This is a genomic window from Agromyces sp. GXS1127 (genome assembly GCF_050565425.1).
GTDB lineage: Bacteria > Actinomycetota > Actinomycetes > Actinomycetales > Microbacteriaceae > Agromyces.
In genome coordinates this window covers 16,223-42,116 of the sequence record NZ_JBOCIG010000008.1, presented here as the reverse complement: position 1 = coordinate 42,116, position 25,894 = coordinate 16,223, and the positions used below count along the sequence as shown (strand labels likewise).

The 25,894-nt window shown below is 71.4% G+C and carries 22 protein-coding genes; 8 read left to right on the top strand and 14 right to left on the bottom strand.

Annotation, left to right across the window (positions count from 1 at the left end):
* Positions 1 to 96: 96 nt before the first annotated feature.
* The 4 genes from ACQ393_RS14750 to ACQ393_RS14735 all read right to left on the bottom strand — a co-directional run bounded on the left by ACQ393_RS14750 (position 97) and on the right by ACQ393_RS14735 (position 5,421).
* Positions 97 to 1,695 (bottom strand): APC family permease, encoded by a 1,599-nt coding sequence (locus ACQ393_RS14750; protein WP_430647633.1) that lies wholly within the window; start codon positions 1,693 to 1,695, stop codon positions 97 to 99.
* Between the two features lie 118 nt (positions 1,696 to 1,813).
* Positions 1,814 to 3,220: a cell division protein PerM gene (locus ACQ393_RS14745; protein WP_430647632.1), complete on the bottom strand. Its 1,407-nt coding sequence runs from the start codon at positions 3,218 to 3,220 to the stop codon at positions 1,814 to 1,816.
* Between the two features lie 104 nt (positions 3,221 to 3,324).
* Positions 3,325 to 4,758: a hypothetical protein gene (locus ACQ393_RS14740; RefSeq protein WP_430647631.1), complete on the bottom strand. Its 1,434-nt coding sequence runs from the start codon at positions 4,756 to 4,758 to the stop codon at positions 3,325 to 3,327.
* 102 nt (positions 4,759 to 4,860) lie between these two features.
* Positions 4,861 to 5,421 carry a hypothetical protein gene (locus ACQ393_RS14735; RefSeq protein WP_430647630.1) on the bottom strand — a complete coding sequence of 187 codons (561 nt, stop codon included), beginning with the start codon at positions 5,419 to 5,421 and terminating at the stop codon, positions 4,861 to 4,863.
* A 269-nt stretch (positions 5,422 to 5,690) separates the two neighbouring features.
* On the opposite strand from ACQ393_RS14735, the gene ACQ393_RS14730 reads away from it, so the two are divergent.
* Together ACQ393_RS14730 and ACQ393_RS14725 are read left to right on the top strand one after the other, a co-directional pair.
* Positions 5,691 to 8,369, top strand: coding sequence for a prealbumin-like fold domain-containing protein (locus tag ACQ393_RS14730; RefSeq protein ID WP_430647629.1), 2,679 nt, complete (start codon positions 5,691 to 5,693; stop codon positions 8,367 to 8,369).
* Positions 8,370 to 8,745: 376 nt separating this feature from the next.
* Positions 8,746 to 10,050 carry a prealbumin-like fold domain-containing protein gene (locus ACQ393_RS14725; RefSeq protein WP_430647628.1) on the top strand — a complete coding sequence of 435 codons (1,305 nt, stop codon included), beginning with the start codon at positions 8,746 to 8,748 and terminating at the stop codon, positions 10,048 to 10,050.
* Between the two features lie 111 nt (positions 10,051 to 10,161).
* Here ACQ393_RS14725 and sucD read toward each other — a convergent pair whose 3' ends face one another.
* Both sucD and sucC read right to left on the bottom strand, forming a co-directional pair.
* On the bottom strand, positions 10,162 to 11,070 hold the full coding sequence (gene sucD, locus ACQ393_RS14720) for a succinate--CoA ligase subunit alpha (RefSeq protein ID WP_430647627.1): 909 nt from the start codon (positions 11,068 to 11,070) through the stop codon (positions 10,162 to 10,164).
* A gap of 24 nt (positions 11,071 to 11,094) precedes the next feature.
* Complete coding sequence (gene sucC, locus ACQ393_RS14715) at positions 11,095 to 12,261, bottom strand: ADP-forming succinate--CoA ligase subunit beta (RefSeq protein ID WP_430647626.1); 1,167 nt, start codon at positions 12,259 to 12,261, stop codon at positions 11,095 to 11,097.
* A gap of 264 nt (positions 12,262 to 12,525) precedes the next feature.
* Here sucC and ACQ393_RS14710 point away from each other — a divergent pair, with 264 nt between their 5' ends.
* Positions 12,526 to 13,248 carry a VIT1/CCC1 transporter family protein gene (locus tag ACQ393_RS14710; protein WP_430647625.1) on the top strand — a complete coding sequence of 241 codons (723 nt, stop codon included), beginning with the start codon at positions 12,526 to 12,528 and terminating at the stop codon, positions 13,246 to 13,248.
* A gap of 10 nt (positions 13,249 to 13,258) precedes the next feature.
* Positions 13,259 to 14,110, top strand: a complete 852-nt coding sequence (locus ACQ393_RS14705) for a DUF72 domain-containing protein (RefSeq protein WP_430647624.1) — start codon at positions 13,259 to 13,261, stop codon at positions 14,108 to 14,110.
* Position 14,111: 1 nt separating this feature from the next.
* Here the strand turns inward: ACQ393_RS14705 and ACQ393_RS14700 are convergent, their stop codons facing one another.
* The 5 genes from ACQ393_RS14700 to ACQ393_RS14680 all read right to left on the bottom strand — a co-directional run bounded on the left by ACQ393_RS14700 (position 14,112) and on the right by ACQ393_RS14680 (position 19,913).
* On the bottom strand, positions 14,112 to 14,858 hold the full coding sequence (locus ACQ393_RS14700) for an FAD:protein FMN transferase (RefSeq protein WP_430647623.1): 747 nt from the start codon (positions 14,856 to 14,858) through the stop codon (positions 14,112 to 14,114).
* Positions 14,859 to 14,929: 71 nt separating this feature from the next.
* Complete coding sequence (locus tag ACQ393_RS14695) at positions 14,930 to 15,376, bottom strand: FMN-binding protein (RefSeq protein WP_430647622.1); 447 nt, start codon at positions 15,374 to 15,376, stop codon at positions 14,930 to 14,932.
* Positions 15,373 to 16,791, bottom strand: coding sequence for a ferredoxin reductase family protein (locus ACQ393_RS14690; RefSeq protein WP_430647621.1), 1,419 nt, complete (start codon positions 16,789 to 16,791; stop codon positions 15,373 to 15,375). The genes ACQ393_RS14695 and ACQ393_RS14690 overlap by 4 nt, the downstream gene beginning before the upstream one ends.
* A 66-nt stretch (positions 16,792 to 16,857) precedes the next feature.
* Positions 16,858 to 17,400 carry an NUDIX domain-containing protein gene (locus ACQ393_RS14685; protein ID WP_430647620.1) on the bottom strand — a complete coding sequence of 181 codons (543 nt, stop codon included), beginning with the start codon at positions 17,398 to 17,400 and terminating at the stop codon, positions 16,858 to 16,860.
* Complete coding sequence (locus ACQ393_RS14680) at positions 17,397 to 19,913, bottom strand: ATP-dependent helicase (protein WP_430647619.1); 2,517 nt, start codon at positions 19,911 to 19,913, stop codon at positions 17,397 to 17,399. The genes ACQ393_RS14685 and ACQ393_RS14680 overlap by 4 nt, the downstream gene beginning before the upstream one ends.
* A gap of 227 nt (positions 19,914 to 20,140) precedes the next feature.
* Between ACQ393_RS14680 and ACQ393_RS14675 the strand changes: the two genes are divergently transcribed.
* Positions 20,141 to 21,031 carry an endonuclease domain-containing protein gene (locus tag ACQ393_RS14675; RefSeq protein WP_430647618.1) on the top strand — a complete coding sequence of 297 codons (891 nt, stop codon included), beginning with the start codon at positions 20,141 to 20,143 and terminating at the stop codon, positions 21,029 to 21,031.
* A gap of 156 nt (positions 21,032 to 21,187) precedes the next feature.
* On the opposite strand, the gene ACQ393_RS14670 is transcribed toward ACQ393_RS14675, so the two are convergent.
* Positions 21,188 to 22,276 carry a glycerophosphodiester phosphodiesterase family protein gene (locus tag ACQ393_RS14670; protein ID WP_430647617.1) on the bottom strand — a complete coding sequence of 363 codons (1,089 nt, stop codon included), beginning with the start codon at positions 22,274 to 22,276 and terminating at the stop codon, positions 21,188 to 21,190.
* 162 nt (positions 22,277 to 22,438) lie between these two features.
* Here ACQ393_RS14670 and ACQ393_RS14665 point away from each other — a divergent pair, with 162 nt between their 5' ends.
* Entirely contained in the window at positions 22,439 to 23,248 is an 810-nt protein-coding gene (locus ACQ393_RS14665; protein ID WP_430647616.1) for a Bax inhibitor-1/YccA family protein, read from the top strand.
* Positions 23,249 to 23,323: 75 nt separating this feature from the next.
* On the opposite strand, the gene ACQ393_RS14660 is transcribed toward ACQ393_RS14665, so the two are convergent.
* Positions 23,324 to 24,625, bottom strand: coding sequence for an RNA polymerase sigma factor (locus tag ACQ393_RS14660; protein WP_430647615.1), 1,302 nt, complete (start codon positions 24,623 to 24,625; stop codon positions 23,324 to 23,326).
* Between the two features lie 13 nt (positions 24,626 to 24,638).
* Positions 24,639 to 25,094 carry a YciI family protein gene (locus ACQ393_RS14655; RefSeq protein WP_430647614.1) on the bottom strand — a complete coding sequence of 152 codons (456 nt, stop codon included), beginning with the start codon at positions 25,092 to 25,094 and terminating at the stop codon, positions 24,639 to 24,641.
* 150 nt (positions 25,095 to 25,244) lie between these two features.
* On the opposite strand from ACQ393_RS14655, the gene ACQ393_RS14650 reads away from it, so the two are divergent.
* Both ACQ393_RS14650 and ACQ393_RS14645 read left to right on the top strand, forming a co-directional pair.
* Entirely contained in the window at positions 25,245 to 25,478 is a 234-nt protein-coding gene (locus tag ACQ393_RS14650) for a type II toxin-antitoxin system Phd/YefM family antitoxin (protein ID WP_430647613.1), read from the top strand.
* Positions 25,475 to 25,885 (top strand): type II toxin-antitoxin system VapC family toxin, encoded by a 411-nt coding sequence (locus ACQ393_RS14645; protein ID WP_430647612.1) that lies wholly within the window; start codon positions 25,475 to 25,477, stop codon positions 25,883 to 25,885. Before ACQ393_RS14650 ends, ACQ393_RS14645 begins: the two co-directional genes overlap by 4 nt.
* Positions 25,886 to 25,894: the final 9 nt, after the last annotated feature.

Genomic DNA, 25,894 nt, shown 5'->3' with positions numbered 1-25,894 from the left:
GCAGCTGCGCAGGCGACGGGCTCGGCCGGCCCGCGACGACGCGAGCGGATGCCGCGGGCTCGCCACGCGACATCCGCTCGTCGTGTCGGAGCCCGACTACCGGCCCGCGACCTGACGCTCCGCGTCGGCGATGACGAGCTCGTCGTCGTCGGGCACGAGGACCTCGGTCTCCTCGTTCAGCGCCTCGCCGCGGAAGAACGGCTTCGACGCCGGGAAGAGCGCCCACACGACCATGAGCACGGCGCCGAGCGCGAGCGAGCCGACCCCGACGACGAACACCCCGCCGACGCCGAAGAGCACCGTGTAGCCGTAGTCGGGGTCGAGCATGTCGACGACCGAGAACACGAACGCCGCCGAGAGCAGCAGCGCGCCGATGAACGGCAGGATGCCGCGGAACCACAGGTTGCGCGCGCTGTCGCGGAGGGTGCGCCGGAAGTACCAGACGCACGCGAACCCGGTGATCGCGTAGTAGAACGCGATGGCGAGTCCGAGCGAGAGGATCGTGTCCTGCATGAGGTTGTCGCTGATGAGCGACATCCCGACGAAGAACAGGATGGCGACCGCGCCCATGAGCAGGGTCGAGAAGGACGGGGTCTTGAAGCGCGGGTGGACGCTCGCGAACCTCGCGGGCAGGGCCCGGTAGACGGCCATCGCGAGCGTGCCGCGCGCGGTCGGCAGGATCGTCGTCTGCGTCGAGGAGACCGCCGAGATCATGACGGCGACCACGAGCAGCCACGACCACGGACCGAACACGGCGTCCTTCAACGCGAAGAACACGTCGTCGGCGTTCGCCTCGTTGCCGAGCCCGAAGCCCTCGCTGCCGAGGCCCGCGTAGGCCATCGCGGCGACGGTGACGCCGACGTAGGTGACGAGCAGGATGACGGTCGTGAGCACGGCGGCGCGGCCGGGCGTGCGCTTCGGGTCCTTCGTCTCCTCGTTGAGGGCGAGGCAGGTGTCCCAGCCCCAGTAGATGAAGAGCGCGAGCAGGATCGACTCGACGAACGCGGAGAAGTCCGTGAACCCGAACGGGTTGAACCACTCGAGCGTCGGGAGGGTGGCGGTCGCGGGCGCGGTGCCGGTCGCGAACTGCACGACGACGATCACGACGAACGCGGCGAGCGCGACGTACTGGATGGCGAGCAGCACGTTCTGCAGGCGCTCGCCGATCTCGAGGCCGCGCCAGCTGATCCAGGTCATCGCGGCGATGAAGACGACGCCGGTCGCGGTCACGACCACCGGGTCCTCGGCGAGCGACTCGTCGATGAGCAGCCAGAAGTAGATGCCGCCGATCTGGGCGAGGTTCGCCAGCACGACGACGCCGGCGACCGCGACGCCCCAGCCGCCCATCCAGCCGACCCACGGGCCGAACGCCTTGGTGCCCCACGTGAACGTGGTGCCGCAGTCGGGGATCTCGCGGTTGAGCTCGCGGTAGGCGAACGCGATGAGGAGCATGGGCGCGAACGCGAGGATGAACGCGATGGGCGCCTGCGCGCCGACGGCGAGGACGACCCAGCCGAGCGTCGCGGCGAGCGAGTACACGGGTGCCGTGGAGGCGAGGCCGATGACCGTCGAGCCCCAGAGGCCGAGGGTTCCGGTTGCGAGGCCCTTGCCGTCGTGGCGGGCGGAGGCGGTGCCCGGCGCGGACGCCGGGTCGGGGGCGGATGCGGGCCGCGTTCGGGCTGCGGTCTCGGTCATGGGACTCCTCGTCGAGCGTGGTGGTGCGAAAGCCGCGGGGCGCGCCGCAGCGCGTCAGGGGATCCGGGGTTTGTTGTCCGCGAGGATAACACGGTGCCCGGAGGCGCGGAAATCGACCTCAGCGGCCGCGGCCGCCCCGCGTCACGCCCTCGACCTCGACCGTCTCGACCTCGTCGGGCGAGGTCCGGCGATCGGCGCGCGAACCGGTCTCGTCGGCGTCGGGCCGGTCCCCGTCCACGTCGTCGCGGAGCCCGTCCGGCCCGCTGCGCCACCAGGGATCACGGGTCGGCCCCTCGTCGCCGTCGACGTGCCGCGAGCGCGCTCGCGCTCTCGCGCCGAACGCGCCGGCGACGGCACCCACGCCGACGCTCGCCGCCGCGACGCCCGCCACGAGCAGCGGATCCGGCCCCACGACGGCGAGGTTCCCCGGCCCGACGGCGCCGCCGGAGCCCCACGCGAGGACGCCCATGACGAGCCCGGCGACGACGCCGGAGCCGAGCCCGACCGCGAGCGTCGCCCACCAGGGCTCGTCGTCGCGCTCGGGCTTGCTGCGGCCGACGAGCACCGCACCGCCGAACCCGAGGAGCACGGGCAGCGCCAGCCAGAGGACCCCGAGCGGCGCGCCGTCGGAGGGCAGCGCGCCGAGGGCAGGCAGGCCGGGGACCGGGCCGATGAGCGTCACGCTCGGCGACACGATCGTGCCCTCCCCGAGCGCGAAGCCCGGTCCGAGCAGCCACGCGGCGGCCCAGAGCACGAGGTTCGGCAGGAGCGCGAGCTCGACGAGCGTGATCGCGATCCCGCCGTCGACGCCCGCGGCGAGCGCCTGATACAGCCCGATGATCGTCGGATGATCGGCGACGACACGCACGGCGAGGAGCGCCGCGGCGACGCCGACGATGCCGACCGCCGACCCGACGCCGATCCGGATCGCCGAGCGGACCCCCGCCCAGGCGACGAGCGGGAGGGAATCGAGCCGGTCGCGCACGGCGCTCGTCGCGGCATCCGTCGCCCAGCCAGACCTGCCGAAGGCCACCATGACCCCCGCGACCACGCCGCCGCCCATGACGACCCCCGGCAGCACGGCCGCCTGCCACACGACGGGCTGGGCGGCGGGCGCGGAGGCGAACACCGCGAGCGCGGCGCCGAGCAGCGCGGTGACGGCGACGGACGACACCGCGCCGACGATGGGCGTGCCGGTCGCGGTCGCCCGGCGGCCGATGCGCAGGCCGAAGAGGAACGTGACGAGGGCGAAGCCGAGGAGCGCGATGCCGACGGTGAACGGCGCATCGGCGCCGGCGATGCCGACCGAGGCGGCGGTCGCCGGGTCCAGGCGCACGACGAGGTCGACGCCGTGGCCGAGCAGCCACGCATCCGCCGCGGCGCGGAAGAAGGCGTCGACCGGGGCGGCGAGCCCGAAGTGCACGGCCCACAGCAGCATGAGGGGCACGAGCGCGAGGCCGACGCCGACGAGCACCGCCACGGTGGCCTCGAGTGCGGCCAGCAGGGCGATCGTCGTGCGTCTCATCGCACGCGAGCCTAACCCGGGCACGGCGGGCGCCGTGCACGACGTGCTGGGCGAGGCCCGAGCGGATGCCGCGGCCGCGGGTCAGCGGACGGCGGCGTACCGGATCACGGGCTCGCGATCGGCACCGACTCCGGCTCGGACTCGACCGCCGTTCCCGGATCGACGGACGGCGCGGACTCGACCGCCGGCGCCGGCTCGGGCCGCCGCAGGAGTTCGACGAGGAGCACGGCGAGCAGCGCGATCACCACGGTCCACGCGACCGTCGAGACCTCGAGCGGCCTCGAGAACCAGAGGACGAGCGAGGCGACCACGGCGATCACCGCGTACGCCGCGACCCGCCAGCGGTGCAGTCCGGCGCCGAAGCGACCCGTGGAGATGCCGTGGTCCCCGGCGCTCCGGCGGACCGCGCCGAACGCGTCGTCCGAGAAGCCGCGGACGCGTCGCGCCGACGACCACGGACCGGACAGCCACGCGATGATCGCGACGGCGAGCGCGAGCACCGCGAGGGCCGTGAGCGTCGAGACCATCAACTCGGTGAGCCCGCCGAAGATCGCCTCGGCCGCGCCGCTCGGCATGATCGAGGGGCTCACCGTGCCGACGAAGAACAGCTTGCCCGTGCCGAACCCGGCGAGGGTGAGCAGCATCGTGAACGCGAGCCCGCCGGCGGTCCACACGAGCGCGACGCTGCGTCGCTTGGCGACCAGCACGCCGGCGGCGAGCAGCAGCAGGGTGATGAGCGGCAGCCAGGTGCCGACCGCGACGGCGAGCGTGTAGACGGTCTGCACGAGCACGAGCGAGTCCGCCTGCGCGACCTGCACGCTGCGGTCCACGACGGGGATCGCCGAGGCGAAGCCCACGCCCTGTTCGCCCAGGCGCTCCTTCACGGCCTCGATGATCGGTCCGAGCTGCACCGACAGCGTGCCGTCGCCGCCGAGCTCGAGCATCGCGTCCGGGTCGCCCTGGAGCGCGGCGGTGAACTGGGTGTGGCTCGCGCGGAGCGCGGCGTCCCAGACGTTGGCGAACGCGTCCGACGTGACGACCCGGTCGACCGTCGACGACAGCAGCGAGTTCAGGCCCTGCGCCGCAGGCGCCTCGAGCAGGGACAGCGCATCCTCCGCGCGCGGCGGCAGGTCGAGCGCCCGGATGCCGTCGAAGACGTCGGAGGTGAGCTGCGGGATGTCGACCTGCTCCTGGATCGCAGCGGTGACCTCGTCGGCCAGGAACGCCTGCACGTCGGGGTCCGCGGCGAGCGGCCCGAACGTCGCGACGAAGCGGTCGGTGTCGACCAGCTCGGCGCGCGCCCACGCGGTGATCACCGCGATCGGCGCGAGGAGGAGCGCGACGACCACCAGGACGACCGCGGCGACGGTGCGACCGCGCCGACGCTTCGGCCGTTCGGGGTCAGCGGATGTCGCGGCCGCGACCTCCGCCGAGAGGTCGCGGGTCTCGGCCGCATCGGCGCGCAGGCGCGCGTTCTCGGCCTCGAGCGCGGCGATCCGCGCGCGCAGGTCGTCGTCGGAACTCGTCGGATCGCTCATCTGCGCACCACTCCCCCGGTCGGCCACGCTGCCGACGATATCGACCGTCGCGGTCCGGAGGAAGACGATGGTCCCGTGACACGCCGTGCCGCGGCATCCGTGTCAGTGCACGATCGCCTTGAGCAGGATCATCGCGAACCCGAACGCGGCGGTGCCGAGCGCGCCGGCCACCTGGACGAGCAGGCTGGAGCCCCGGCGCCGGAAGGCGATGAAGCCCAGCACGGCGAGCACGATCACGCCGACCCACAGCGCCGTCCAGATCGCCCAGATGTCGGGGACCACGCGAGCGGCACCGAGCAACAGGATCGACGACGGGATCAGCGCCGCGACGAGCATGCCGAACGAGCGACGGAGCGCACCGCGGAACGCCTCGCCGAGGCTCACCATGCGGTGGTCGTCGAAGCCGTGGTGCGCGACCGTGCCCGCGTAGACGTGCGCGGCCCAGAAGACGAGGACCGTCAGCACGACCGTCCAGAACACGCGCCAGGAGCTCTCGCCGTGGCCGCCCGCGACGACGATCATGCCCGAGACGAGGATGACGCCGTAGACGGACTCCTCGGTGACGAAGCTCGTCCGGAGCACCTCGGCGGGCGACGCCGGAGCCGGGACGTCCGACGCCCGCTTCCGCTCCGAACCGCTCGCCTCGGGACCGACCGCACTCATGTCCCCAACTCTGCCACCACGTGCCCCGATCTGGGGTACTGAGCATTCCTCGCGTCGGAGTAGCGTTCCCAGTGGCATTACGACCACTACGGCGCGACGCACGCCCGGCACGACCTACCCACGTCGCCGGACGCGCCGAAGACGAACCACCCGAGATTCGCCCGTTCGCCCGCAGAGGGGAACGTCCGGCCCGCCCGGACCGGACGACACTGCGAAACACGGAGACGATGATGCCTTCAACACCCCGAACCCGAACGCCCGAGGAACGGATGACGTTCCGGCGGCGATGTCTGCGGATCGCCGCGGCGGCCGGCATCGCCGGACTCGTCGGCACGGCGTTCCTCGCCGGTCCGGCGATTGCCGCCGCTCCGCTGAGCCTCCCCGACAGCAACTTCGAGATCGAGGCCGACGCGAACCTGACGCAGGACGCGGCCGCTCCCTCGATTGACTGGAAGACCGCCGGGCTGGACGTCAAGGTCCAGCAGGACGAGCCGACCGGCCAGACCGACAACTCGTTCGGCCAGGGCGCCAAGGAGGACATCTCGAACCCGACTGTGGTCGCCGGCAGCATCCCGAACAACAAGAGCGATCTGAAGTACTTCGGGGTCCTCCGCGAGAAGACCGCCACGAAGGACTTCGTCCACCTGTTCTGGACGCGTGTGCAGGAGCCGAACGGCACCACGAACATGGACTTCGAGTTCAACCAGTCGCCGACCATCGACCAGAACGGTGTCACGCCGGTGCGCACCGAGGGCGACCTGCTCATCCAGTACGACCTGTCGAGGGGTGGCACCTCGCCGACGCTGTGGGTCGCATTCTGGCTGACCGACGCGAACTTCGACCCGCCGTACCGGACCGAAGCCGCCTCGACCGCCGACTGCGTGGCGAGCAACTCGTTCCCGTGCTGGGGCAAGCGGATCAACCTGACCGCCGCCTCGCTCGCGAGCGGCTCGATCAACACGTCGAACATCTCGGCCGCGAACTCCGCGTTCGGCATCGGAGCGCTCTCGCCACGGACGTTCGGTGAGGCGTCGATCGACTTCACCGCCCTGCTCGGCACCGCCGGATGCACGTCGTTCGGCAGCGCCTACCTGAAGTCCCGCTCCTCCGACGCGTTCAACTCGGAGATCAAGGACTTCATCAAGCCCGAGGCAGTGAACATCTCCAACTGCGGCACGGTCATCATCCGCAAGCAGACGGACCCCGACGGCGCCACGACGCTGTTCGACTACACGAAGACCTTCGCGACCGCGCCGGCGACCGGGAACACGTTCCAACTGGCGGACAACGGGACGAAGACCTACAACAACGTGCTCTTCGGAACCGGCCTGAAGGTCACCGAGGGCGCCGTGCCGGCCGGCTGGAAGTTCGACCGCGTCGACTGCAGCGCGAGCACCGGGGTGACGCCGTCGATCTCCGGGAGCGAGGTCACGTTCGCCCTCGACAGCTCCACCGACGTGCTCGACTGCACGTACTACAACGAGACCGGTGGGACGGTCATCATCCACAAGGTGACCGACCCCGACCCCGACACCAGTGACGCGGACTTCGGCTTCACCACCGACCTCGATCGGCTCTCCGGGGCGAACGACCCGTCGTTCAGCCTGAAGAACGGCGGCGAGCAGTCGTACACCGACGTGCTGATCGGCACCGGCTACACGATCGACGAGAGCACCGTCCCGCCGGGATGGGATCTCGAGTCGATCGACTGCTCCGCCAGCAGCGGCGTCACCCCGGTGGTCGACGTCGATGAGGGAACCGTGACGTTCGCGATCGACGACGCCGACGACATCCTCGACTGCACGTACGGCAACGAGACCGGCGGCACGGTGATCATCCACAAGGTGACCCAGCCTGCCTCGGACACGACGACGTCGTTCGACTACTCGACCTCGTTCGATCGCCTGGCGGGCGTGAACGATCCGACGCTCGACGATCCGGCGTTCTCGCTCAAGAACACCGAGCAGCAGACGTACGCCGACGTGCTGTTCGGCACGGGACTGACCGTGACGGAGGACAGCCCGCTGCCCAGCGGCTGGGAGCTCGTGAGCGTGAACTGCGACGCGAGCTCGGGAGTGACACCGCAGATCGTCGGAGCGACGGTGACGTTCGACATCGACGACGCGGATGACAAGCTCGAGTGCACCTACACCAACCGGGCGAGCGGCTCGATCACCATCGAGAAGATCACCGACAGCGGCACCGGGTCGTTCGAGTTCACCTCGGGCACCCTGACGCCGTCGCCGTTCACCCTCACGACCACCGCGGCCGGTGCTGCGGGCGCCGACTCGGAGACCTTCTCCGACCTCGACCCCGGCACCTACGACGCGGCGGAGACGGTTCCCGACTACTGGAACCTCGTGAGCGCGACGTGCGACGACGGCTCGGATCCGGCTTCCATCGGGCTGAGCGCCGGCGAGGAGATCACGTGCACGTTCCACAACGAGCGCGAGGTCGGTGCGATCGAGATCACGAAGCTGCGCAAGCACGCGGCCGACGGCCTGGGTGAGAACCACCCGCACGAGGGCGTCGACTTCGTGATCACGGGCGGTGAGCTGCCCCCCGAGGGCGTCACGGTCACGACCGACGAGAACGGTGTGGCGTGCGCGACCGGGCTCCTGGTGAGCGGACTCGCCGGCCTGTACACGATCACCGAGACGGTCCCCGACGGCTACGCGCCGGTCGGCACGCAGACCGCGAACGTGACCGAGGCGGCCGACTGCGCCGACGCCAACGCCGGCGCAGTCAAGGAGTTCGTGAACACGCCGCTCACGAACATCACGGTGAGCGTCGATTCGCAGGTGCCGGGCGGCACGTACTCGAGCATCGAGTGCGACGTCGACGGCTCCGACACGGTCGCCATCGCCGACGCGATGGACGACGCGAGCATCACGATCGAGGACCTCGAGCCTCGGACCGTGGTGTGCACGATCGTGATCGACCCGTGAGCTGAGGAGGCAGCCACGACCTGATCCACGGGGTCCCGCCGGCATCGCCGGCGGGACCCACTCGTGCCGTTCGTCCCCCGATCTGGGGTAATGAGGACTGCTCAATTCTGCTTCCGGCGGTGACCTCTCGCGAGTAATCTGCGGACTGGCGTGAGAGACCCCTACGGCGCGATGCACGCCCGATGAAGCACCTACCCACCCCGTCGGACGCGCCGTTGCGGACCGCCCGAGTCCGCTCATCGCCCGCAGAGGAGCGTCCGGCCCGGCCGGACCGGACGAACCTGCGACACCGGAGGCGATGATGCCATCCACAACCCGAATCCGTACCTCCCGCGAACGAGCGACGTTCCGGCGGCGATGCCTGCGCGCTGCCGCCGTGACCGGCTTCCTCGCCCTCGGTGCGACCGCCCTGATCGGCGGCCCCGCACTCGCGGCCCACGGTGACGTGAGCCTGCCGGGCAGCAACTTCGAGATCGACACGGACGCCAACCTCAGGGTCGACCATGCGTCCCCGCCGTCCCTCGACTGGGCGAACGTGGCCGAGGCCCGCAAGGCCGATAAGGACAGCGGCACCGGCGACGACTCGTTCGGCCAGGGCTCGAAGGAGGACACGCTCGTACCTTCGGTCGTCTCCGGAAGCATCCCCCCGAACAAGTCCGACCTGAAGACGTTCGGCACCTACCTCGAGGAGACTCCCGGCGGGGACTTCCTGCACATGTTCTGGCACCGCGTCCAAGACCCGACGGGTACGACGAACATGGACTTCGAGTTCAACCAGTCCAAGACCATCTCGGCCAACGGCGTCACCCCGGTCCGCACTGCAAACGACCTGCTCATCCAGTACGACCTCGCCAACGGCGGCACCAACCCCGAGCTGTTCCTGTCGAAGTGGGTCGCCAGCGGACCGAAGTCGCAGTGCGAGGCCGCCAACAGCACGCCGTGCTGGGGCACGCGCGTGAACTTGAGCGCCACGAACGACGCAACGGGTTCGATCAACACATCGGCGATCTCTTCGGCTGAGGCCGACGGACTCGGCGACATCTCGCCGCGCACGTTCGGCGAGGCGACGGTCGACTTCTCGGCAATCGTCGGCGACGGCTGCGTCGCCTTCGGCAGCGCCTACCTGAAGAGCCGTTCGTCCGACTCGTTCACGGCCGCGATGAAGGACTTCATCGCACCGCTCGACACCAACATCAACAACTGCGGTGCCGTGGTGATCGAGAAGACGATGAAGCACGCAGGGCTCGGTCTCGGCGAGGACCACCCGCAGGAGGGCGTCGAGTTCACGATCACGGGCGGTGACCTTCCCGCCGCGGGCGAGGTCGTCACGACTGACGAGAACGGCATCGCCTGCCTGCCCGCAGTCGAGTCCGGCGACTACACCGTCACCGAGACCGTCCCCGAGGGTTACGCCGTGACCAGCGACAACCCGCAGACGGCGACCGTCGTCGAGGACACGGATTGCGACAGCGAGCCGTCCGTCACCTTCACGAACGTCCCGCTCACGAACCTCACCGTGAGCGTCGACTCGCACGTCGACGGCGGCACGTTCTCGAGCATCGAGTGCGACGTGGCCGGCTCAGACGCCGTGAGCCTCGCGGACATGATGGACGACCCGAGCATCACGATCGAGGACCTGGAGCCTCGCACCGTGGTGTGCACGATCGTCATCGACCCGTGAGCTGAGAAGGCAGCCCGATCCTGAAACGAGGGGCCCCGCCGGCATCACCGGCGGGGCCCCTCCCGTGGAACGCGGCCGGGCGTCGAGCGCCCGGCCGCGGCATCCGCGCTCTTACGCGCCGAGCGCCTCGTAGACCTCGCGCAGCAGGCGGGCCGTCTCGGACGGCGTCTTGCCGACCTTGACGCCGGCGGCCTCGAGGGCCTCCTTCTTCGCCTGCGCGGTGCCGGCCGAACCGGACACGATGGCGCCCGCGTGGCCCATGGTCTTGCCCTCGGGCGCGGTGAAGCCCGCGACGTAGCCCACGACGGGCTTCGTGACATTGGCCTTGATGAAGTCGGCGGCGCGCTCCTCGGCGTCGCCGCCGATCTCGCCGATCATCACGATCGCCTTGGTCTCGGGGTCGGCCTCGAACGCCTCGAGCGCGTCGATGTGCGTGGTGCCGATGATCGGGTCGCCGCCGATGCCGATCGCGGTCGAGAAGCCGAGGTCGCGCAGCTCGTACATCATCTGGTAGGTGAGCGTGCCCGACTTCGAGACGAGGCCGATCGGGCCCTTGCCGGTGATGTTCGCCGGCGTGATGCCGACGAGGGCCTCACCGGGGCTGATGATGCCCGGGCAGTTCGGTCCGATGATGCGGGTCTTGCCGCCCTGCTCCTTGGCGTAGGCCCAGAACTCGGCCGAGTCCTGCACGGGCACGCCCTCGGTGATGATGACGAGGAGCGGGATCTCGGCGTCGATCGCCTCGATCACGGCATCCTTCGTGAAGGCCGGCGGGACGAACGCGATCGAGACGTCCGCGCCGGTGGCCTCGATGGCCTCAGTGACCGACGCGAAGACGGGAAGCTCGACGTCGTTGCCGTCCTTGTCCTTGTGGAGCACGGTGGTGCCGGCCTTGCGGGCGTTCACGCCGCCCACGACCTGGGTGCCCGCCGCGAGCATGCGCGCGGTGTGCTTCGAGCCCTCGCCGCCGGTGATGCCCTGGACGATGACCTTGTTGTCCTTGTTCAGGAAGATCGTCATTGCAGTGATCCTGTCCTTCTGCGCTTACGCGGCGTTCGCCAGCTCGGCGGCCTTGTCGGCGCCCTGGTCCATGTTGTCGGCGAGGGTGACGAGCGGGTGCGCCGCCTCCTCGAGGATGCGACGGCCCTCGGCCACGTTGTTGCCGTCGAGGCGCACGACGAGCGGCTTGTTCGCCTCGTGGCCGAGCTCGGCGAGCGCGCCGACGATGCCCTTGGCGACCTGGTCGCACGCGGTGATGCCGCCGAAGACGTTCACGAACACCGACTTGACCTGCGGGTCGCCGAGGATGATCGAGAGGCCGTTGGCCATGACCTCGGCCGACGCGCCGCCGCCGATGTCGAGGAAGTTCGCGGGCTTCACGCCGCCGTGGTTCTCACCGGCGTACGCGACGACGTCGAGCGTCGACATGACGAGCCCCGCGCCGTTGCCGATGATGCCGACCTCGCCGTCGAGCTTGACGTAGTTGAGGTCGAGCTGCTTGGCCTTCGCCTCGAGCGGGTCGGCCGCGTCCTTGTCCTCGAGGAGGGCGTGGCCGGCGTGACGGAACTCGGAGTTCTCGTCGAGCGTGACCTTGCCGTCGAGGGCGATGACGTCGCCGTCCTCCGACAGGATGAGCGGGTTCACCTCGACGAGCGTCGCGTCCTCACCGGTGTAGACGTCGTAGAGCTTGACGAAGACGTCGGCCACCTTGTCGACGAGCTCGGCCGGGAAGTTCGCGGCGACCGCGATCTCGCGGGCCTTCTCGGGGCTGATGCCGGTGCCGGGGTCGACCTCGATGCGGGCGAGGGCCTCGGGCTTCTCGACCGCGAGCTGCTCGATCTCCATGCCGCCCTCGACGCTCGTGAGCGAGAGGTAGGAGCGGTTGGCGCGGTCGAGGAGCACCGAGAAGTAGAACTCCTGCGCGATGCGCGCGCCGCCGGCGACCATGACGCGCTTGACGACGTGGCCCTTGATGTCGAGCCCGAGGATCGCCTTCGCGGCCTCCTCCGCCTCGTCGGCGTTCTTGGCGACCTTGACGCCGCCCGCCTTGCCGCGGCCGCCGGTCTTCACCTGGGCCTTGACCACGACGACGCCGCCGAGCTTCTCCGCTGCGGCGCGCACGTCTTCGGGGGTGTCGGCGACGATGCCCGGGAGCACCGGCACTCCGTACTTCTCGAAGAGGTCTCTGGCCTGGTACTCGTAAAGATCCACGCTCTGCTTCCTATCGTTCCGCGCGGATGGCGCGCAGGGATGGGTGGGTGAGAGGCCCGGCTGTGAGAGTCTCGACGTCAAGATACCTCGATGTCGAGATAAGTCGAGCCGCGACCATGGTACTCCGTCGCCGACGGGCCGCCGAACCGGCGGCCGGCGGACGTCACGCGCGACCGCGGCGCCGGCGGTCCGGGCCGCCCGCCGGTCGCTGAGGTGAGCCTCACCATGCTGGCGGGCGATCCTCCGCTTTGCGAGACTGCCGACATGACGGATGCCACGGCCGAACCGGTGCACCGCACCGATCCCCACGACGGGAAGGTCCACGAGAAGCTCAACTGGCTGCGCGCCGGCGTGCTCGGCGCGAACGACGGCATCGTGTCGGTGGCCGCCCTCGTGGTCGGCGTCGCCGCCGCGACGACGGATGTCGGAGCCATCCTCATCGCGGGCGTCGCCTCGGTGATCGCCGGCGCGATCTCGATGGGACTCGGCGAGTACGTCTCGGTCTCGAGCCAGCGCGACACCGAGCACGCCCTCATCGCGAAGGAGAAGGACGAACTCGAGACCATGCCCGAGCAGGAGCTCGCCGAACTCGCCGAGATCTACCGCGCGAAGGGCCTGTCGGCCGAGACCGCCGACCTCGTCGCCCGCGAGCTCACCGAGCACGATGCGCTCGCGGCGCACCTCGAGGCCGAGCTGCACATCGCGGAGGTCGACGTCGTGAACCCGTGGCACGCCGCCTGGGCGTCGGCTGCGGCGTTCCTCATCGGAGCGGTCCTGCCGATGCTCGCGATCCTGCTCCCGCCGCCCGAGTGGCGCGTCGCGACGACGTTCGTCGCGGTCATCGTGGCCCTCGCGATCACCGGTTGGCTCGCGGCGTGGATCGGCGGCGCTCCCCGCACGCGCGCGATCATGCGCGTCGTCATCGGCGGCGCGCTCGCGCTCGCGGTCACCTGGGCGATCGGCGCCCTGCTCGGCGCGGCGGTCTGACCGGGGCGTCATGGCCGAAGCGCGGGTCGGCATCTCGGGCTGGCGCTACGCGGGTTGGCGCGGCGTCTACTACCCGAAGGGGCTCCGGCAGGCCGACGAGCTCGCCTACGCCGCGGACCGCATGACCTCGATCGAGCTGAACGGCTCGTTCTACGCGCTGCAACGACCGGCGAGCTGGCACCGCTGGCGCGACGGCACCCCCGACCGCTTCGTGTTCTCGGTCAAGGCGCCGCGCATCGTGACGCACGTCAAGCGCCTGCGCGACATCGACGCGCCGCTCGCGAACTTCTTCGCATCGGGTGTGCTCGACCTCGGCGCGAAGCTCGGTCCGATCCTCTGGCAGCTGCCGCCGACGCTCGCGTTCGACCCCGAGCTGCTCGGCGGGTTCCTGACGCGCCTGCCGCGGTCCAGGGCGGATGCCGCGGCGCTCGCGTCCCGGCACGACGAGCGGATGTCGGGGCGCGCGTCCTTCGCGGTGGCAACCGACGCGCCGCTCCGGCACGCGGTCGAGGTGCGCCATCCGTCGTTCGAGGAGTTCGCCGATGACTGGGTCGCGCTGCTCGAGCGCCACGGCGCGGCATCCGTCACCGCGGACACCGCCGGAAGGTACCCGAGGCTGGATCGCACCACCGCCGACTTCGCCTACGCGCGCCTGCACGGCGAGGAGGAGCTGTACGCGTCGGGCTACGACGACGATTCGCTCGACCGGTGGGCCGCGTGGGCGCGGGCGCACCTCGACGCCGGACGCGACGCGTACCTCTACTTCGACAACGACATCAAGGTGCGGGCGCCGTACGACGCGATGGCGCTCATCGCCCGGCTGCCGCGGCCGTCCGGGGTGCCGGAGGTCGACGTCGGCTGAGTCACGCCCCCGCGTCGGACGCCCGCCGCGGCCACCCGGGCGTCGCGAGCAGCCCGCCGTCCCGCATGACCGCGAGCACGTCGATGTCGTGTCGGTCGGCGAGGTCGTCGAGCGAGGTCCGCCCGCCCGCGACGATCGCGGTCGCGATCACGTCGGCGATCACGAGGTCGGCCGCGGCCACGCTCACCTGCAGGAACGGCGACGGGCCCGACCCGGGCAGGGTCCAGATGTGGTCGCCGCGCTCGGCGCTGCCCGACGTCGCGATCGCCCGTCGACGGGGCGGATCGAGGTCGATGCGTGCGAGCAGCGCAGTGCGGTCCGCGGGATCGACGATGCCCACGCTCCGGCCGGGATCGGCCGCGTCACCCGACGTCGCCGACACCAGCACGTCCCCGCCGGCATTGACCGCCCACCCCACGAACCCGGCGCGGTCGAGCGCCTCCCCCGCCTCCTCGACGGCGAGCGCCTTGACCACGCCGTTCAGGTCGACCATTCCGTCACCGCGGTGCGGGGTGAACACGCCGTCGGTCGCGTCACGCCAGTGCAGCGCGAGTGCGTAGGCGTCGCGCACGTCGGCGCTCGCGTCGACGAGCGCCAGCTCACCGCGCCCGATCCGGCTGAGTTCCGAGCGCGGTTCGAACAGGCTGCACCGCGCCTCCCACCTCGCGAAGACCGCCGCCGCGGCGGCCACCGCGGCATCCGCGTCCACGCCCGTCGCCCCGACCCGGATGCTGACCACGGTGCCCATCGCCTCGAACACTCCGGGTGGAAGCCCGTCGCCGGGGACGCGACCCGCGCGAGGCGCTCCGGCGTCCACCGTCAGAACCCCGCCTGGTCGAGCGCCGCCTGGAGCGACTGCAGGTATGCGACGCTCGTGTAGGTCGCCCCGCCGATCATCGAGACCGACGCCGACTGGGCTTGAAGCACCTCGGACCGGAGCATCGGCGCCGCGCGATTGCTGATCTGGACCGAGCGCCCGTCGCTGTCGGTGAGCTGGAGCGCGGTGACCTCGGTGATCGCGCCGCCCGAGATCGTGACCTCGACCTGCACGTTCCCGAACCGGGTCGAGATGCTGGTGCCCGTGTAGGTCCCGTCCGCGGCCCCGGACGATGTCGTGGTCGAGCCCGTGGATGCCGCGACATCCGTCGACTGCGACGTCGTACTGCCGGCCGTCAGCGCCGTGGTCTCGGTGTTGCCGAGCTGCCACCCGCCGAGGATGGCGGCGGCCGAGGCCGCGGAGGCCAGGAGCATCGCACGTCGTCTCACCAGTCGAACCTCTCATGATGGATCTGCTCGTCGGCCAGACCCGCGGCGCGTGCCTCGGAGATGACCCCTTCGGCCCAGCCGCGCGGACCGCAGACGTACAGGTCGCTGTCGGCGACGGCGGGCACGAGCGCGAGCAGGTGCAGTCCCTGCTGCTCGGCGGGCGGCGTCAGCCAGCCGCGGCCGCGACCGCCGGGCACCGTGATCAGCGTGGCGCCGCGTCGGTGGCACAGTTCCCGCACCTCGTCGAGCAGCCAGCCCTCGGCGGGCCCCTGCGTGCGGAGCACGACGGTCGCCTCGCCGGGCCGGAAGCTCGCCGACTCGAGCAGCGACCGGATCGGCGTGACCCCGATGCCCGCGGCGACGAGCGTCAGCCGACGACGGCTGCGGGAGGCCTCGCTGAAGATGCCGTACGGCCCCTCGAGCGCGACCCGGGTCCCCGGGCGGATGCCGGCGAGGCTCGCCGACCCGTCGCCGAGCGCCCGCACGGTGATCCGCAGCCGATCGCCACGCGGTGCCGCCGACAGGGAGTACGGGTGCGCCTGCCACCACTGGCCGGCCGTCAGGAACCGCCAGATGAGGAACTGCCCGCCGGTGGCGCGGAGCGCGGCGAGCCGTCGGCCGCGCATCGTCACCGAGACGACGCCGTCGCGCGGGTCCCCGACCGGGTCGATGCGCTCGACCACGAGCCCGTGCCGGAGCGTGGCGACCACGGGAGCGACGACCCGGTAGCCGACGAGCGCGGCGAACGTCCCGAAGGTGATCACGAGCCAGTACGCCCACTGCCAGCTTCCGACGACGAACAGGCCGCCGACGCTGAACTGGTGCGGCAGGGCGGCGAGCACCGCGACGTAGACGAGCAGGTGGATGACGTGCCAGACCTCGTACCGCAGCTTCCGCCGCACGGCGACGAGCGAGCTCACGACGACCGCGAGGAAGAGCGCGAACCCGAGGATCGCGAGCGGCAGGTCGGGCAGGTTCCAGATCACGAGCGCCTCGGCCCAGAGGTCGATGCCGTCGGCGATCGCGTAGCCGCCGAGCAGGAGCACGCCGTGCGCGAGCAGCAGGTAGAGCACGGGCTTGCCGAGCCTGCCGTGCAGCGCCATCGCGGCGTCGTGCCCGACGGCACGCTCGATGAGCGGCACGCGGGCCGCGAGCAGCAGCATGACGAGCACGAGGTCGGTCGCGGCGAGGCCGGCGACGATGCCGAGCGAGGTGAGCGCCGCACCCGGGTCGGCGAAGCGCGCCGCCCCGCCCTCGGCGAGGAACAGGGCGATGGCGACGGCGACGGATGTCACGGCTGCCGCCTGCAGCAGGTCGACTCGCCACAATCGACGGCCCGCTCGCGAGCGCTCGTCGCCGCCGACCGGGCGCGTGGGCCGCTCGAGGGGTCGAGCGTCATGGACGAGGAATGCCATGTCCTGATGGTGCGCCCGGGGTCTATCCCCTCGCCGTGCGCCGCCTATGGGGTTGCTGGGAGGAGATCAGCGGACGCGTCCGAGCGCGAGCGCCGCGTACATGAGCGCCGCCACGCTCTCGCCGTCGCCGATCTCGCCGTCCCGCACCATCCGCATGACCTCGGCCCACGGCACGGCCCGGACCTCGTGGATGCCCTCCTCGACCTGGCCGTGGGCGTGGCCGGGCGCGGGTCGCAGCCCGGTCGCGAGCCACACCGACTCGGGCGCCCTGCAGATGCCGTTCAGCGCACTCATCGCGCCGATCTCGCGCCATTCGTCGGCCTCGAAGCCGGTCTCCTCGAGCAGTTCGCGCCGGGCGGCGACGAGCGGGTCCTCGCCGTCCGAGCCGCCGGCGGGCACCTCGATCGACCGGCCCACGGTGTGCCGATCGACGGTGACCAGCAGCACCTCGTCGGCGTCGGTCATCGCGACGACGAATACCGCCGGCTGCTGCATCTCGACGACGCCGTAGATGCCCTCGCTGCCGTCGGGACGGATCACGTCGTCCTCGACGACGCGGATCCACGGGTTCTCGTAGACGGTGCGCTGCGAGCGGATCGGCCAGGTCACAGCTTCTCGATCGGCGCGATCTTGATGAGGAGCTTCTTCTGGCCGGCCGTGTCGAACGCGACGTGCGCGATGCGCTTGGTGCCCTCGCCCGTCACCTGGCGCACGGTGCCCTCGCCGAAGTCGGTGTGGCGGATGCGGTCGCCGGCCGCCAGCGTCAAGTCGCCGTTGTCGCGCACGTTCCCGGTGACCCGGTTCGCCCACTCGGTCTTCGGCGCCGCGGCCCTCGTGACGCTGAAGCGCTCGAGGTCGCGGTCGCGCGTGCCCCAGGCGCCGCCGCCGCCCGCGCCGCCGCCGCCGAAGCCACGGCGCGCGTTCAGCGCGCGCGGCTGGTTGCCGCCGCGGCTGTTCGCCATGCCGGGCGACTGCTTCCAGTCGACGAGCTCGTCGGGGATCTCCTGCAGGTAGCGGCTCGGCATCGCGACCGACACCTCGCCGAACTGGGCGCGGCTCATCGCGAGCGAGAGGTAGAGGCGCTTGCGGGCGCGCGTGATGCCGACGTAGAACAGGCGTCGTTCCTCGGCCGGGCCGCCGGGCTCGGACGCCGACATCTGGTGCGGCAGCAGGCCCTCCTCGAGCCCGGTGAGGAACACCGCGTGGTACTCCAGGCCCTTCGCGGTGTGCAGCGTCATGAGCGAGACCGTGCCCGACGCGTCGTCGAGCTCGTCGGCGGCCGCGACGAGCGAGACCTGCGTGAGGAAGTCGACGAGCCCCGCGCCGGGGTTCTCGCGGTCGAAGTCCTTGGTCTGCGCGACGAGCTCCTCGACGTTCTCGGCCCGCGTCTCGTCCTGCGGATCGCGGCTCGTGCGGAGCGTCTCGACGAGCTTCGAGCCCTCCATGAGGAAGCCGAGCACCTCCGAGACCTTCGACGCGCCCTCGTTGGTGCCCTCGTCGATGCCCTTCTGGCTCGGCACGAGCATCGCGGCCGCCGAGTCGAGGAGGTTCGCGAGCTCGAGGATCGCCGTCGTGACCTTCGGGCCGAGCCCGAGGCCGTCGGCCGCCCGCATCGCCTGGCGGAACGACAGGTCGTTCTGCTCGGCGAAGCTCGCGATGGCGGTCTCGGTCGCCGGCCCGATGCCGCGTTTGGGCGTGTTCAGGATGCGACGGATGGCGAGCTCGTCGAGCGGGTTCGCGACGGCGATGAGGTACGCCATCGCGTCCTTGATCTCTGCACGTTCGTAGAACTTCGTGCCGCCGACCACGCGGTACGGCAGCGCCGACCGCACGAAGATCTCCTCCAGCGCACGCGTCTGGGCGTTGGTGCGGTAGAACACCGCGATGTCGCGATACGCGACGCCCGACCGGTGCAGCGCCTCGATCTCGTCGGCGACGAACTGCGCCTCGTCGTGCGCCGAGTACCCCGTGTAGCCGGTGATCTTGTCGCCGTCGCCGTCGGCCGTCCAGAGCTTCTTGTCCTTGCGGTCGAAGTTGTTCGAGATGACGGCGTTCGCGGCCGACAGGATGTTCTGCGTGGACCGGTAGTTCTGCTCGAGCAGCACGACCTTCGCGCCCGGGAAGTCGCGCTCGAACTCCACGATGTTGCGGATGTCGGCGCCGCGGAATGCGTAGATCGACTGGTCGGAGTCGCCGACGACCGTGAGGGATGCGCCGGGGATCGCGCCCGTGGCATCCGTCATGCCCCGCACCAGCACGCCGTGCTGGTCGAGCTCGGCGACGACATCGGGTTCGACCGCCCGCGTGAGCTCGCGGATCAGCGCGTACTGCGCGTGGTTCGTGTCCTGGTACTCATCGACGAGGACGTGCCGGAACCGCCGCTGGTAGAGCGCCGCGACCTTGGGGAACGCCCGGAAGAGGTAGACGGTCTCGCTGATGAGGTCGTCGAAGTCGAGCGCGCTCGCGTCGCGCAGCCGGCGCGTGTACTGCCGGAAGATCTCGAGGAACATCACGTCGTTCGGATCGTTCGTGTTGACGTTCCGCGCGTACGTCTCGACGTCGCTCAGCTCGTTCTTGAGCTTCGAGATCTTCGCCTGCGCGCTCGCGGGCGTGAAGCCGAGCGTGTCGGCGTCGAGCTCCTTGATGATGCGCTTCAGGATGGTGCGCTGGTCGGCCGAGTCGTAGATCGTGAACGTGCTCGACAGCCCGATCGCCTCGGCCTCGCGCCGGAGGATGCGCACGCACGCCGAGTGGAACGTCGAGATCCACATGCCGCCCGCGGCCTCGCCGAGCAGCGCCTCGACGCGCTCGCGCATCTCGGCCGCGGCCTTGTTCGTGAACGTGATCGCGAGGATCTGGCTCGGCCACGCCTCGCGCCCGTCGATCAGGCTCGCGATGCGATGCGTCAGCACGCGCGTCTTGCCCGACCCCGCACCCGCGACTATGAGCAGCGCGGGCCCGCGGTACTCGACCGCCTCGCGCTGCTGCGGGTTCAGGCCGGCCGTCAGGCGATCGGATGCCGCATGGCCGGCGCCCTGCGCCCCGCCCTCACGCGCGTCGGAGGCCGCGACGGGCGCCTCGCGCCAGCCGTCGGGGTCGTCGGGGTCGAGGATCAGCGTCATGTCCCGTCAAGTCTAGGCGCGGCATCCGACAGCGCGGCGCGGCCGTTCGGAGGCCAACGCCCGCGGTGCTGCTCGCTCGACGTCCTCCACGCGACGTCATCCACGACTCCCGTGAAAGCGCGACGTCCACCGCCATTTCGCGGGACTCGGCGCCGGGGGTCAGCCATGCAGGCGAGGACTGTGGAGAACGCGCCCGGACGGACTCCGCGGTCGCGCAGGCTCGGCGCATGCCACGTCCCGCTCCGCTCCCGCTCGACCTGCAGCTCGGGCCGTTCCACGTCCGGACCGCGTCGGAGCGTGGCATCCCGCGGTCCCGCCTGCGGGCGCCCGACCTCGTCGCGCCCTACCACGGCGTCCGGAGCGCCGCAGTGCCGACGAGCGTCCGCGATCGATGCGGCGCCTACGTCGAGCGCATGAGGGTCGACCAGTGGTTCAGCCACACGACGGCGGCACAGCTCTGGGAGCTGCCCCTCCCGAGCCGGCTGGAGCGCGAACATCGCTTGCACGTGAGCTCATCGCGCCGCGAGCCCGAGGCGGCGGGAGTGATCGGTCACCGGATCGTCGAGCGACCTGCGGTGCAGCTCCACCTCGGTCTGCCGGTGCTCGGTCCGGCCGAGACCTGGTGCCAGCTGGGTGCGGTCCTTCCGGTCGACGCGCTCGTCGAGGCTGGCGAGCGCCTTCTCGCGTGGCCCGCACCACTCTGCACGCCCGCGGACATCGAGCGCGCCGTCACCGCCCACCGCGGGCGCCGCGGCGCGGTCGCGATCGCCGCGGCGTACCCGCTGCTCCGAGACCGGGCCGCCTCGCCGCGCGAGACGCGGTTGCGGCTTCGGCTCGTGGCGGCGGGGCTGCCGGAACCGCTTCGGAACCATCCGATCCGTCTGCTCGACGGTCGGACCGTGCACGGCGACCTCGTCTACGACGCCGAGCGCGTCGTGGTCGAGTACGACGGTGAGCAGCATCGGCCCGACGACGCGCAGTTCGCCCGCGACGTCGATCGGCTCAATGCCCTGGCACTCGCGGGGTGGTTGGTGATCCGGATTCGCAAGGACATGGGCAACGACGAAGTCGTCGATCTCGTGCGGTCCGCGCTGATGCGGCGTTCCGTCGAGCGCTGAGGCGACCCCGCGTAATGGCCGCCAACGGCGCCACCTTCCAGGACTCGCCGCGACACGCGCGGCCCGCTGCAGCGCCGCCCTGGCGCGACTCCCGCGTAATGGCCGCCGATGGCGCCGATTCACGGGAGTCGGCCCGGAAGCGCCGCAGCACCGGCCTCAGACCTGCTCCTCGGCCTCGAAGTACGCCCGCCGCGCTTCCAGGCCGAGATCGGGGTGGTCGAGGAACACCCCGTCGACGCCCGTGTCCATGATCCGGGTGAACTCGCCGAGCCAGTCGCCCCACGCGCTCCGCGAGGAGCCACGGCGGAACTCCGGCGCGAGGAATCGGTTCTCCGGGCGCAGGGTCCACGTGTACACCGCGAGCCCGGCCGCGTGCGCGGCGTCGACGAGATCCGACCCGCGGAGGGTGGCGTCGGGGCGCTCGCGGCGCGACGCCCCGGCATCCGTCGCGGACCCGCGTGCGGCGGGACCGCCCACGAGCCGCCCCTTGCCGACGCTCACCCCGTGCACGACGCCGGTCAGCCCCAGCAGCCCGCGCTCGCTCACGAACGCGTCGTAGCGCTTCGCCGCCGAGCCGTCCACCGCGACGAGGTCGTACGGCGCGCCGCGATCCTCCACGAGCAGCACGCGCGTGCCGCGCACGCCCGCCGACACGAGCCGATCGAGCAGCCCCGGCTCGAACGACTCCGACACGAGCCGGTCGTCGCCCCGCCCCCAGCCGGCGGCCGAGAGCTCCGCCGCGAACAGCTCCGCGAGCGGGAGTCCGAGTGCGGCGAAGTGCGTCGCGTGCTTGAACTCGGCCACGAGGCGGATGATGCGGCGCTGCTCGTCCGTCGCGGCATCCAGCAGGTCGAGCAGGTCGCGGAACCGCAGGATCGGGTACCGGCCGTCGAAGCTCGCGCTGTGCGGGCGGATGCCCCCGAGCCGCTCCCTCGCGCGGAGCGTGGCGAGCTCGGCCCACGTGAAGTCCTCGGTGAACCAGCCCGTGAGCGGGCGGCCGTCGACCTCGCGCGTGGTGCGGCGCGACGCGAACTCGGCGCGGGACGCGACATCCGTGGTGCCCGAGATCTCGTTCTCGTGCCGCAGCACCAGCACCCCGTCGCGCGTGGCGACGAGGTCGGGCTCCACGGCGTCGGCGCCGAGCGCGAACGCCATCCGGTACGCGGCCTCGGTGTGCTCCGGGCGGTAGCCGGACGCGCCGCGATGCCCGATGACGAACGGACGCTCGGCGAGATCGCGCAGCATGGGGCAAGCGTAGCGAGCGGCCACGCGGCATCCGCCCCGGAATGCCGGGGCTCTTCACGGCGTTGTCACCGCTGGAACCGGTAGGTTTGGAGGACGGAACCGGACGGTTCCGCACGATTCCCCTCCACACGACGGAAAGCCGAAAGCAGAGGAACCACAGCAATGGCTCTCAACAACCCCGCCTTCTCACGCAATGAGGCGTTCACCTCCGGTCAGGGGGCGGTGGCTGTCGCACAGGACATGTCCGCCCAGCAGCTGCAGGACATGTACAACCAGCCCGCGACGCTCCCCGACCGCGACGTCATGACGATCGAGGACTCGATCGCGAAGTCGGCCGCCGCCTTCGGCGTGCTCCTCGTGGGCGCCGCGATCGGATGGCTCACGGTCGAGTCCGTGCCCTTCCTCTGGATCGGTGCCGGCCTCGTGGGCTTCGTGCTCGCGCTCGTCAACATCTTCAAGAAGGAGCCGTCGCCCGCGCTGATCCTCGCGTACGCGGGCGTCCAGGGCATCTTCGTCGGCGGCATCTCGGCCTGGTATGAGCTGGCCTACGGCGGCGGCATCGTCGCGCAGGCCGTCATCGCCACGCTCGTGGTCGTCGGCGTGACGCTCGCCCTCTTCGCCTCGGGCAAGATCCGCGCGTCGAAGCGCGCGACGAAGGTGTTCCTCGTCGCGATGGTCGGCTACCTGGTGTTCTCGCTCGTGAACATGGGCCTCGTCTTCTTCGGCGCGATCGACAACCCGTGGGGCGTCCGCGGCCTCGAGATCGCCGGCATTCCGCTCGGCGTCATCATCGGCGTCCTCGTCGTCATCATGGGCGCGTACTCGCTCGTGCTCGACTTCGACTTCATCCAGCAGGGCGTGCGCAACCGCGCCCCGCGCAAGTACGGGTGGACCGGCGCCTTCGGCATCATGGTCACCGTCATCTGGCTGTACCTCGAGATCCTGCGCATCCTCGCGATCGCGCGCGACTAGCGTCGCATCGCGCCGTGCTCGTGAACGGGCCGTCCCCTCGGGGGCGGCCCGTTCCGCGTCTCCGTGCCGACGCGTTCAGCGCCCGGTCGCCGCGCGGGCGAGCAGCACGGCGCGCTCGCGCTCGTTCGCCGTGAGGCGCGCTGCCTGCGCGAACGCGGCCTGCGCGGCATCCGTTCGCCCGAGCCGTTCGAGCAGCTCCCCGCGCACGGCGTGCAGCGGGTGGTACCGCGCGAGCCGCCCGTCGGCCGCGAGCTCGTCGACGATCGCGAGCCCCGCCTCGGCTCCGTCGGCCATGGCCACCGCGACGGCGCGGTTGAGCTCGACCACCGGCGAAGGGGCGATCTGCCCGAGCGCCTCGTAGAGCGCCACGATCGTCGCCCAGTCGGTCTCGTCGACGGATGCCGCGACGTCGTGCCGCTCGGCGATCGCCGCCTGCAGCGCGTACGGTCCCCGCCCACGGCCGATGACGTCGGCGCGCACGAGCGCCGCCCGCCCCCGCGTGATCGCCGAGCGATCCCACCGGCGCCGGTCCTGGTCGGGCAGGAGCACCGGGTCGCCGTTCGCGTCGACCCGGGCCGGGAACCGCGCCGCGGTGAGCTCCATGAGCGCGACGAGCCCGTGCGCCTCGGGCTCGCGCGGCACGAGGCCGGCGAGCACGCGCGCGAGGCGCAGCGCCTCGCGGCTGAGCTCCGGGCGCATCAGGTCCGACCCCGCCGACGCCGAATGCCCCTCGTTGAAGATCAGGTACAGCACGCCGAGCACGGTGCCGAGCCGCTCCGGGAACTCGTCCCGGCCCGGCACCTCGAACGGCACGCCCGCCGCGCCCAGCGTCTTCTTCGCCCGCACGATGCGCTGCTGCACGGTCGACACGGGCGTCAGGAACGCACGCCCGATCTCCTCGGTCGTGAGCCCGCCCACGACGCGGAGCGTCAGCGCGACGCGCGCTTCGCGCGAGAGCACCGGATGGCACGACACGAACACGAGCCGGAGCACGTCGTCGTCGATCGCGTCGGGGTCGTACGGCAGGTCGCCCGTGGCATCCGTCGCCGCTGCCTGCTCGCGCTCCAGGTCGTGCGCGATCGCCGCGAGCCGCTCGTCGTAGCGTTCGCGTCGGCGCCACCCGTCGATCGCGCGGCGCTTGGCGACCGCGGTGAGCCAGGCGCCCGGGTTCGAGGGGATGCCGGAGGCCGGCCACTGCGCGAGGGCCTCGGCGAGCGCGTCCTGCGCGAGGTCCTCGGCGAGCGCGAAGTCGCCGACCGTGCGCGTGAGCGTCGCGACGATGCGGGCGGACTCGATGCGCCAGACGGCGGCGACGGCGCGCCGGGCGGACTCGGGGTCCGCCGGGCGCGCCGCCGCGGCATCCGTCTCGTCGGTCACGTGGCCCGTGTCGTCAGGCCCGCGCGGCGCCGCGTCGGGCGTCCTCGGCGAGCCGCTCGGCCTGCTCGGCGCGCCAGCCCTGCTCCTTCTGGATCCACTCGTTGTCCTGCGGGAAGTCCTCGAGGTCGTTCACGCGACGCACCTCGAGCTTGGTGCCGGGCCCGAGGGGGCAGCGACGGGCCCACTCCGCCGCCTCCTCCCTCGAGGCGACGTCGATGATCCAGAAGCCGTTGAACAGCTCCTTCGTCTCGCCGTAGGGACCGTCGGTGACGAGGGGCGGTTCGGCCGCGAAGTCGACCACGAAGCCCTCGCTCGCGTCGGAGAGCCCCTCACCGGCGAGCATGATCCCCGCCTTCATCATCTCCTCGTTGTAGCGGCCCATCGCCGCGATGACCTCGTCGAACGGCATGTCCTGGAAGGCCTCGTTGGCCTCGTCGCTGCCGCGCATGATCATCATGTACTTCGTCATGGTGGATCGCTCCTCGCCTGCTCGGGTCGCTGTTCGACCCTCTCACTGATGGCGTCGAACGGGAAGACCGCCGATCGACACTGCGCTCGCGATTCGCCGGAGGGTGTTCGAGCCGTTCCATTCCGACCAGTCTGCGACTAGTCTGAGCGCATGACCACCGTTGGAGCATACGAGGCGAAGACCCACCTGCCCGCGCTGATCGAGCGTGTCGAGGCGGGCGAGGAGATCACCATCACACGGCACGGCACGGCGGTGGCCCGGCTCGTCCCGGTCGACGCGCCGACCGCCCCCGCGACCGACACCGTCGTCGCGCTCCTGGCGGCGCGAACGGGGTCGCGACTGGGCAGCGAGGTCAGGCGACTGATCGAGGAGGGCCGGGCGTGACGAGCGCGTTCGTCCTCGATGCGTCCGTCGCGCTCAGCTGGTGCTTCGAGGACGAGGCCAGCCCCGAATCCGACGCGCTGCTGCATCGACTCGCCGACGGTGGCGCGATCGTGCCGGTCATCTGGGAGTACGAGGTCGCCAACGTCCTCGCCGTGGCGGAGCGGCGAGGACGCCTGAGCGAGGCCGAGGTGGCTCGACGCTCGACGCTGCTCCGCTCCTTGCCGATCCACGTCGTGCGCGATCTCGATCCCACGTCGCTCCTGCAGACGGCGCGGAGACACTCCCTGAGCGCCTACGACGCGGCCTACCTGATCGTCGCCGAGCGCGAGGGGCTTCCGCTCGCGACTCGCGATGCTGCGCTCCATGCGGCGGCCGTTGCGGCGGGGGTCGCCACGCTCCCGGCGTGAGCATGTCGC

Excerpts from the sequence above, each read along its gene's own strand:
- ACQ393_RS14750 (WP_430647633.1), bottom strand. The coding sequence starts at position 1,695 with ATGACCGAGACCGCAGCCCGAACGCGGCCCGCATCCGCCCCCGACCCG.
- ACQ393_RS14745 (WP_430647632.1), bottom strand. The coding sequence starts at position 3,220 with ATGAGACGCACGACGATCGCCCTGCTGGCCGCACTCGAGGCCACCGTG.
- ACQ393_RS14740 (WP_430647631.1), bottom strand. The coding sequence starts at position 4,758 with ATGAGCGATCCGACGAGTTCCGACGACGACCTGCGCGCGCGGATCGCC.
- ACQ393_RS14735 (WP_430647630.1), bottom strand. The coding sequence starts at position 5,421 with ATGAGTGCGGTCGGTCCCGAGGCGAGCGGTTCGGAGCGGAAGCGGGCG.
- ACQ393_RS14730 (WP_430647629.1), top strand. The coding sequence starts at position 5,691 with ATGACGTTCCGGCGGCGATGTCTGCGGATCGCCGCGGCGGCCGGCATC.
- sucD (WP_430647627.1), bottom strand. The coding sequence starts at position 11,070 with ATGACGATCTTCCTGAACAAGGACAACAAGGTCATCGTCCAGGGCATC.
- ACQ393_RS14710 (WP_430647625.1), top strand. The coding sequence starts at position 12,526 with ATGACGGATGCCACGGCCGAACCGGTGCACCGCACCGATCCCCACGAC.
- ACQ393_RS14705 (WP_430647624.1), top strand. The coding sequence starts at position 13,259 with ATGGCCGAAGCGCGGGTCGGCATCTCGGGCTGGCGCTACGCGGGTTGG.
- ACQ393_RS14700 (WP_430647623.1), bottom strand. The coding sequence starts at position 14,858 with ATGGGCACCGTGGTCAGCATCCGGGTCGGGGCGACGGGCGTGGACGCG.
- ACQ393_RS14690 (WP_430647621.1), bottom strand. The coding sequence starts at position 16,791 with ATGGCATTCCTCGTCCATGACGCTCGACCCCTCGAGCGGCCCACGCGC.
- ACQ393_RS14680 (WP_430647619.1), bottom strand. The coding sequence starts at position 19,913 with ATGACGCTGATCCTCGACCCCGACGACCCCGACGGCTGGCGCGAGGCG.
- ACQ393_RS14675 (WP_430647618.1), top strand. The coding sequence starts at position 20,141 with ATGCCACGTCCCGCTCCGCTCCCGCTCGACCTGCAGCTCGGGCCGTTC.
- ACQ393_RS14670 (WP_430647617.1), bottom strand. The coding sequence starts at position 22,276 with ATGCTGCGCGATCTCGCCGAGCGTCCGTTCGTCATCGGGCATCGCGGC.
- ACQ393_RS14665 (WP_430647616.1), top strand. The coding sequence starts at position 22,439 with ATGGCTCTCAACAACCCCGCCTTCTCACGCAATGAGGCGTTCACCTCC.
- ACQ393_RS14655 (WP_430647614.1), bottom strand. The coding sequence starts at position 25,094 with ATGACGAAGTACATGATGATCATGCGCGGCAGCGACGAGGCCAACGAG.
- ACQ393_RS14650 (WP_430647613.1), top strand. The coding sequence starts at position 25,245 with ATGACCACCGTTGGAGCATACGAGGCGAAGACCCACCTGCCCGCGCTG.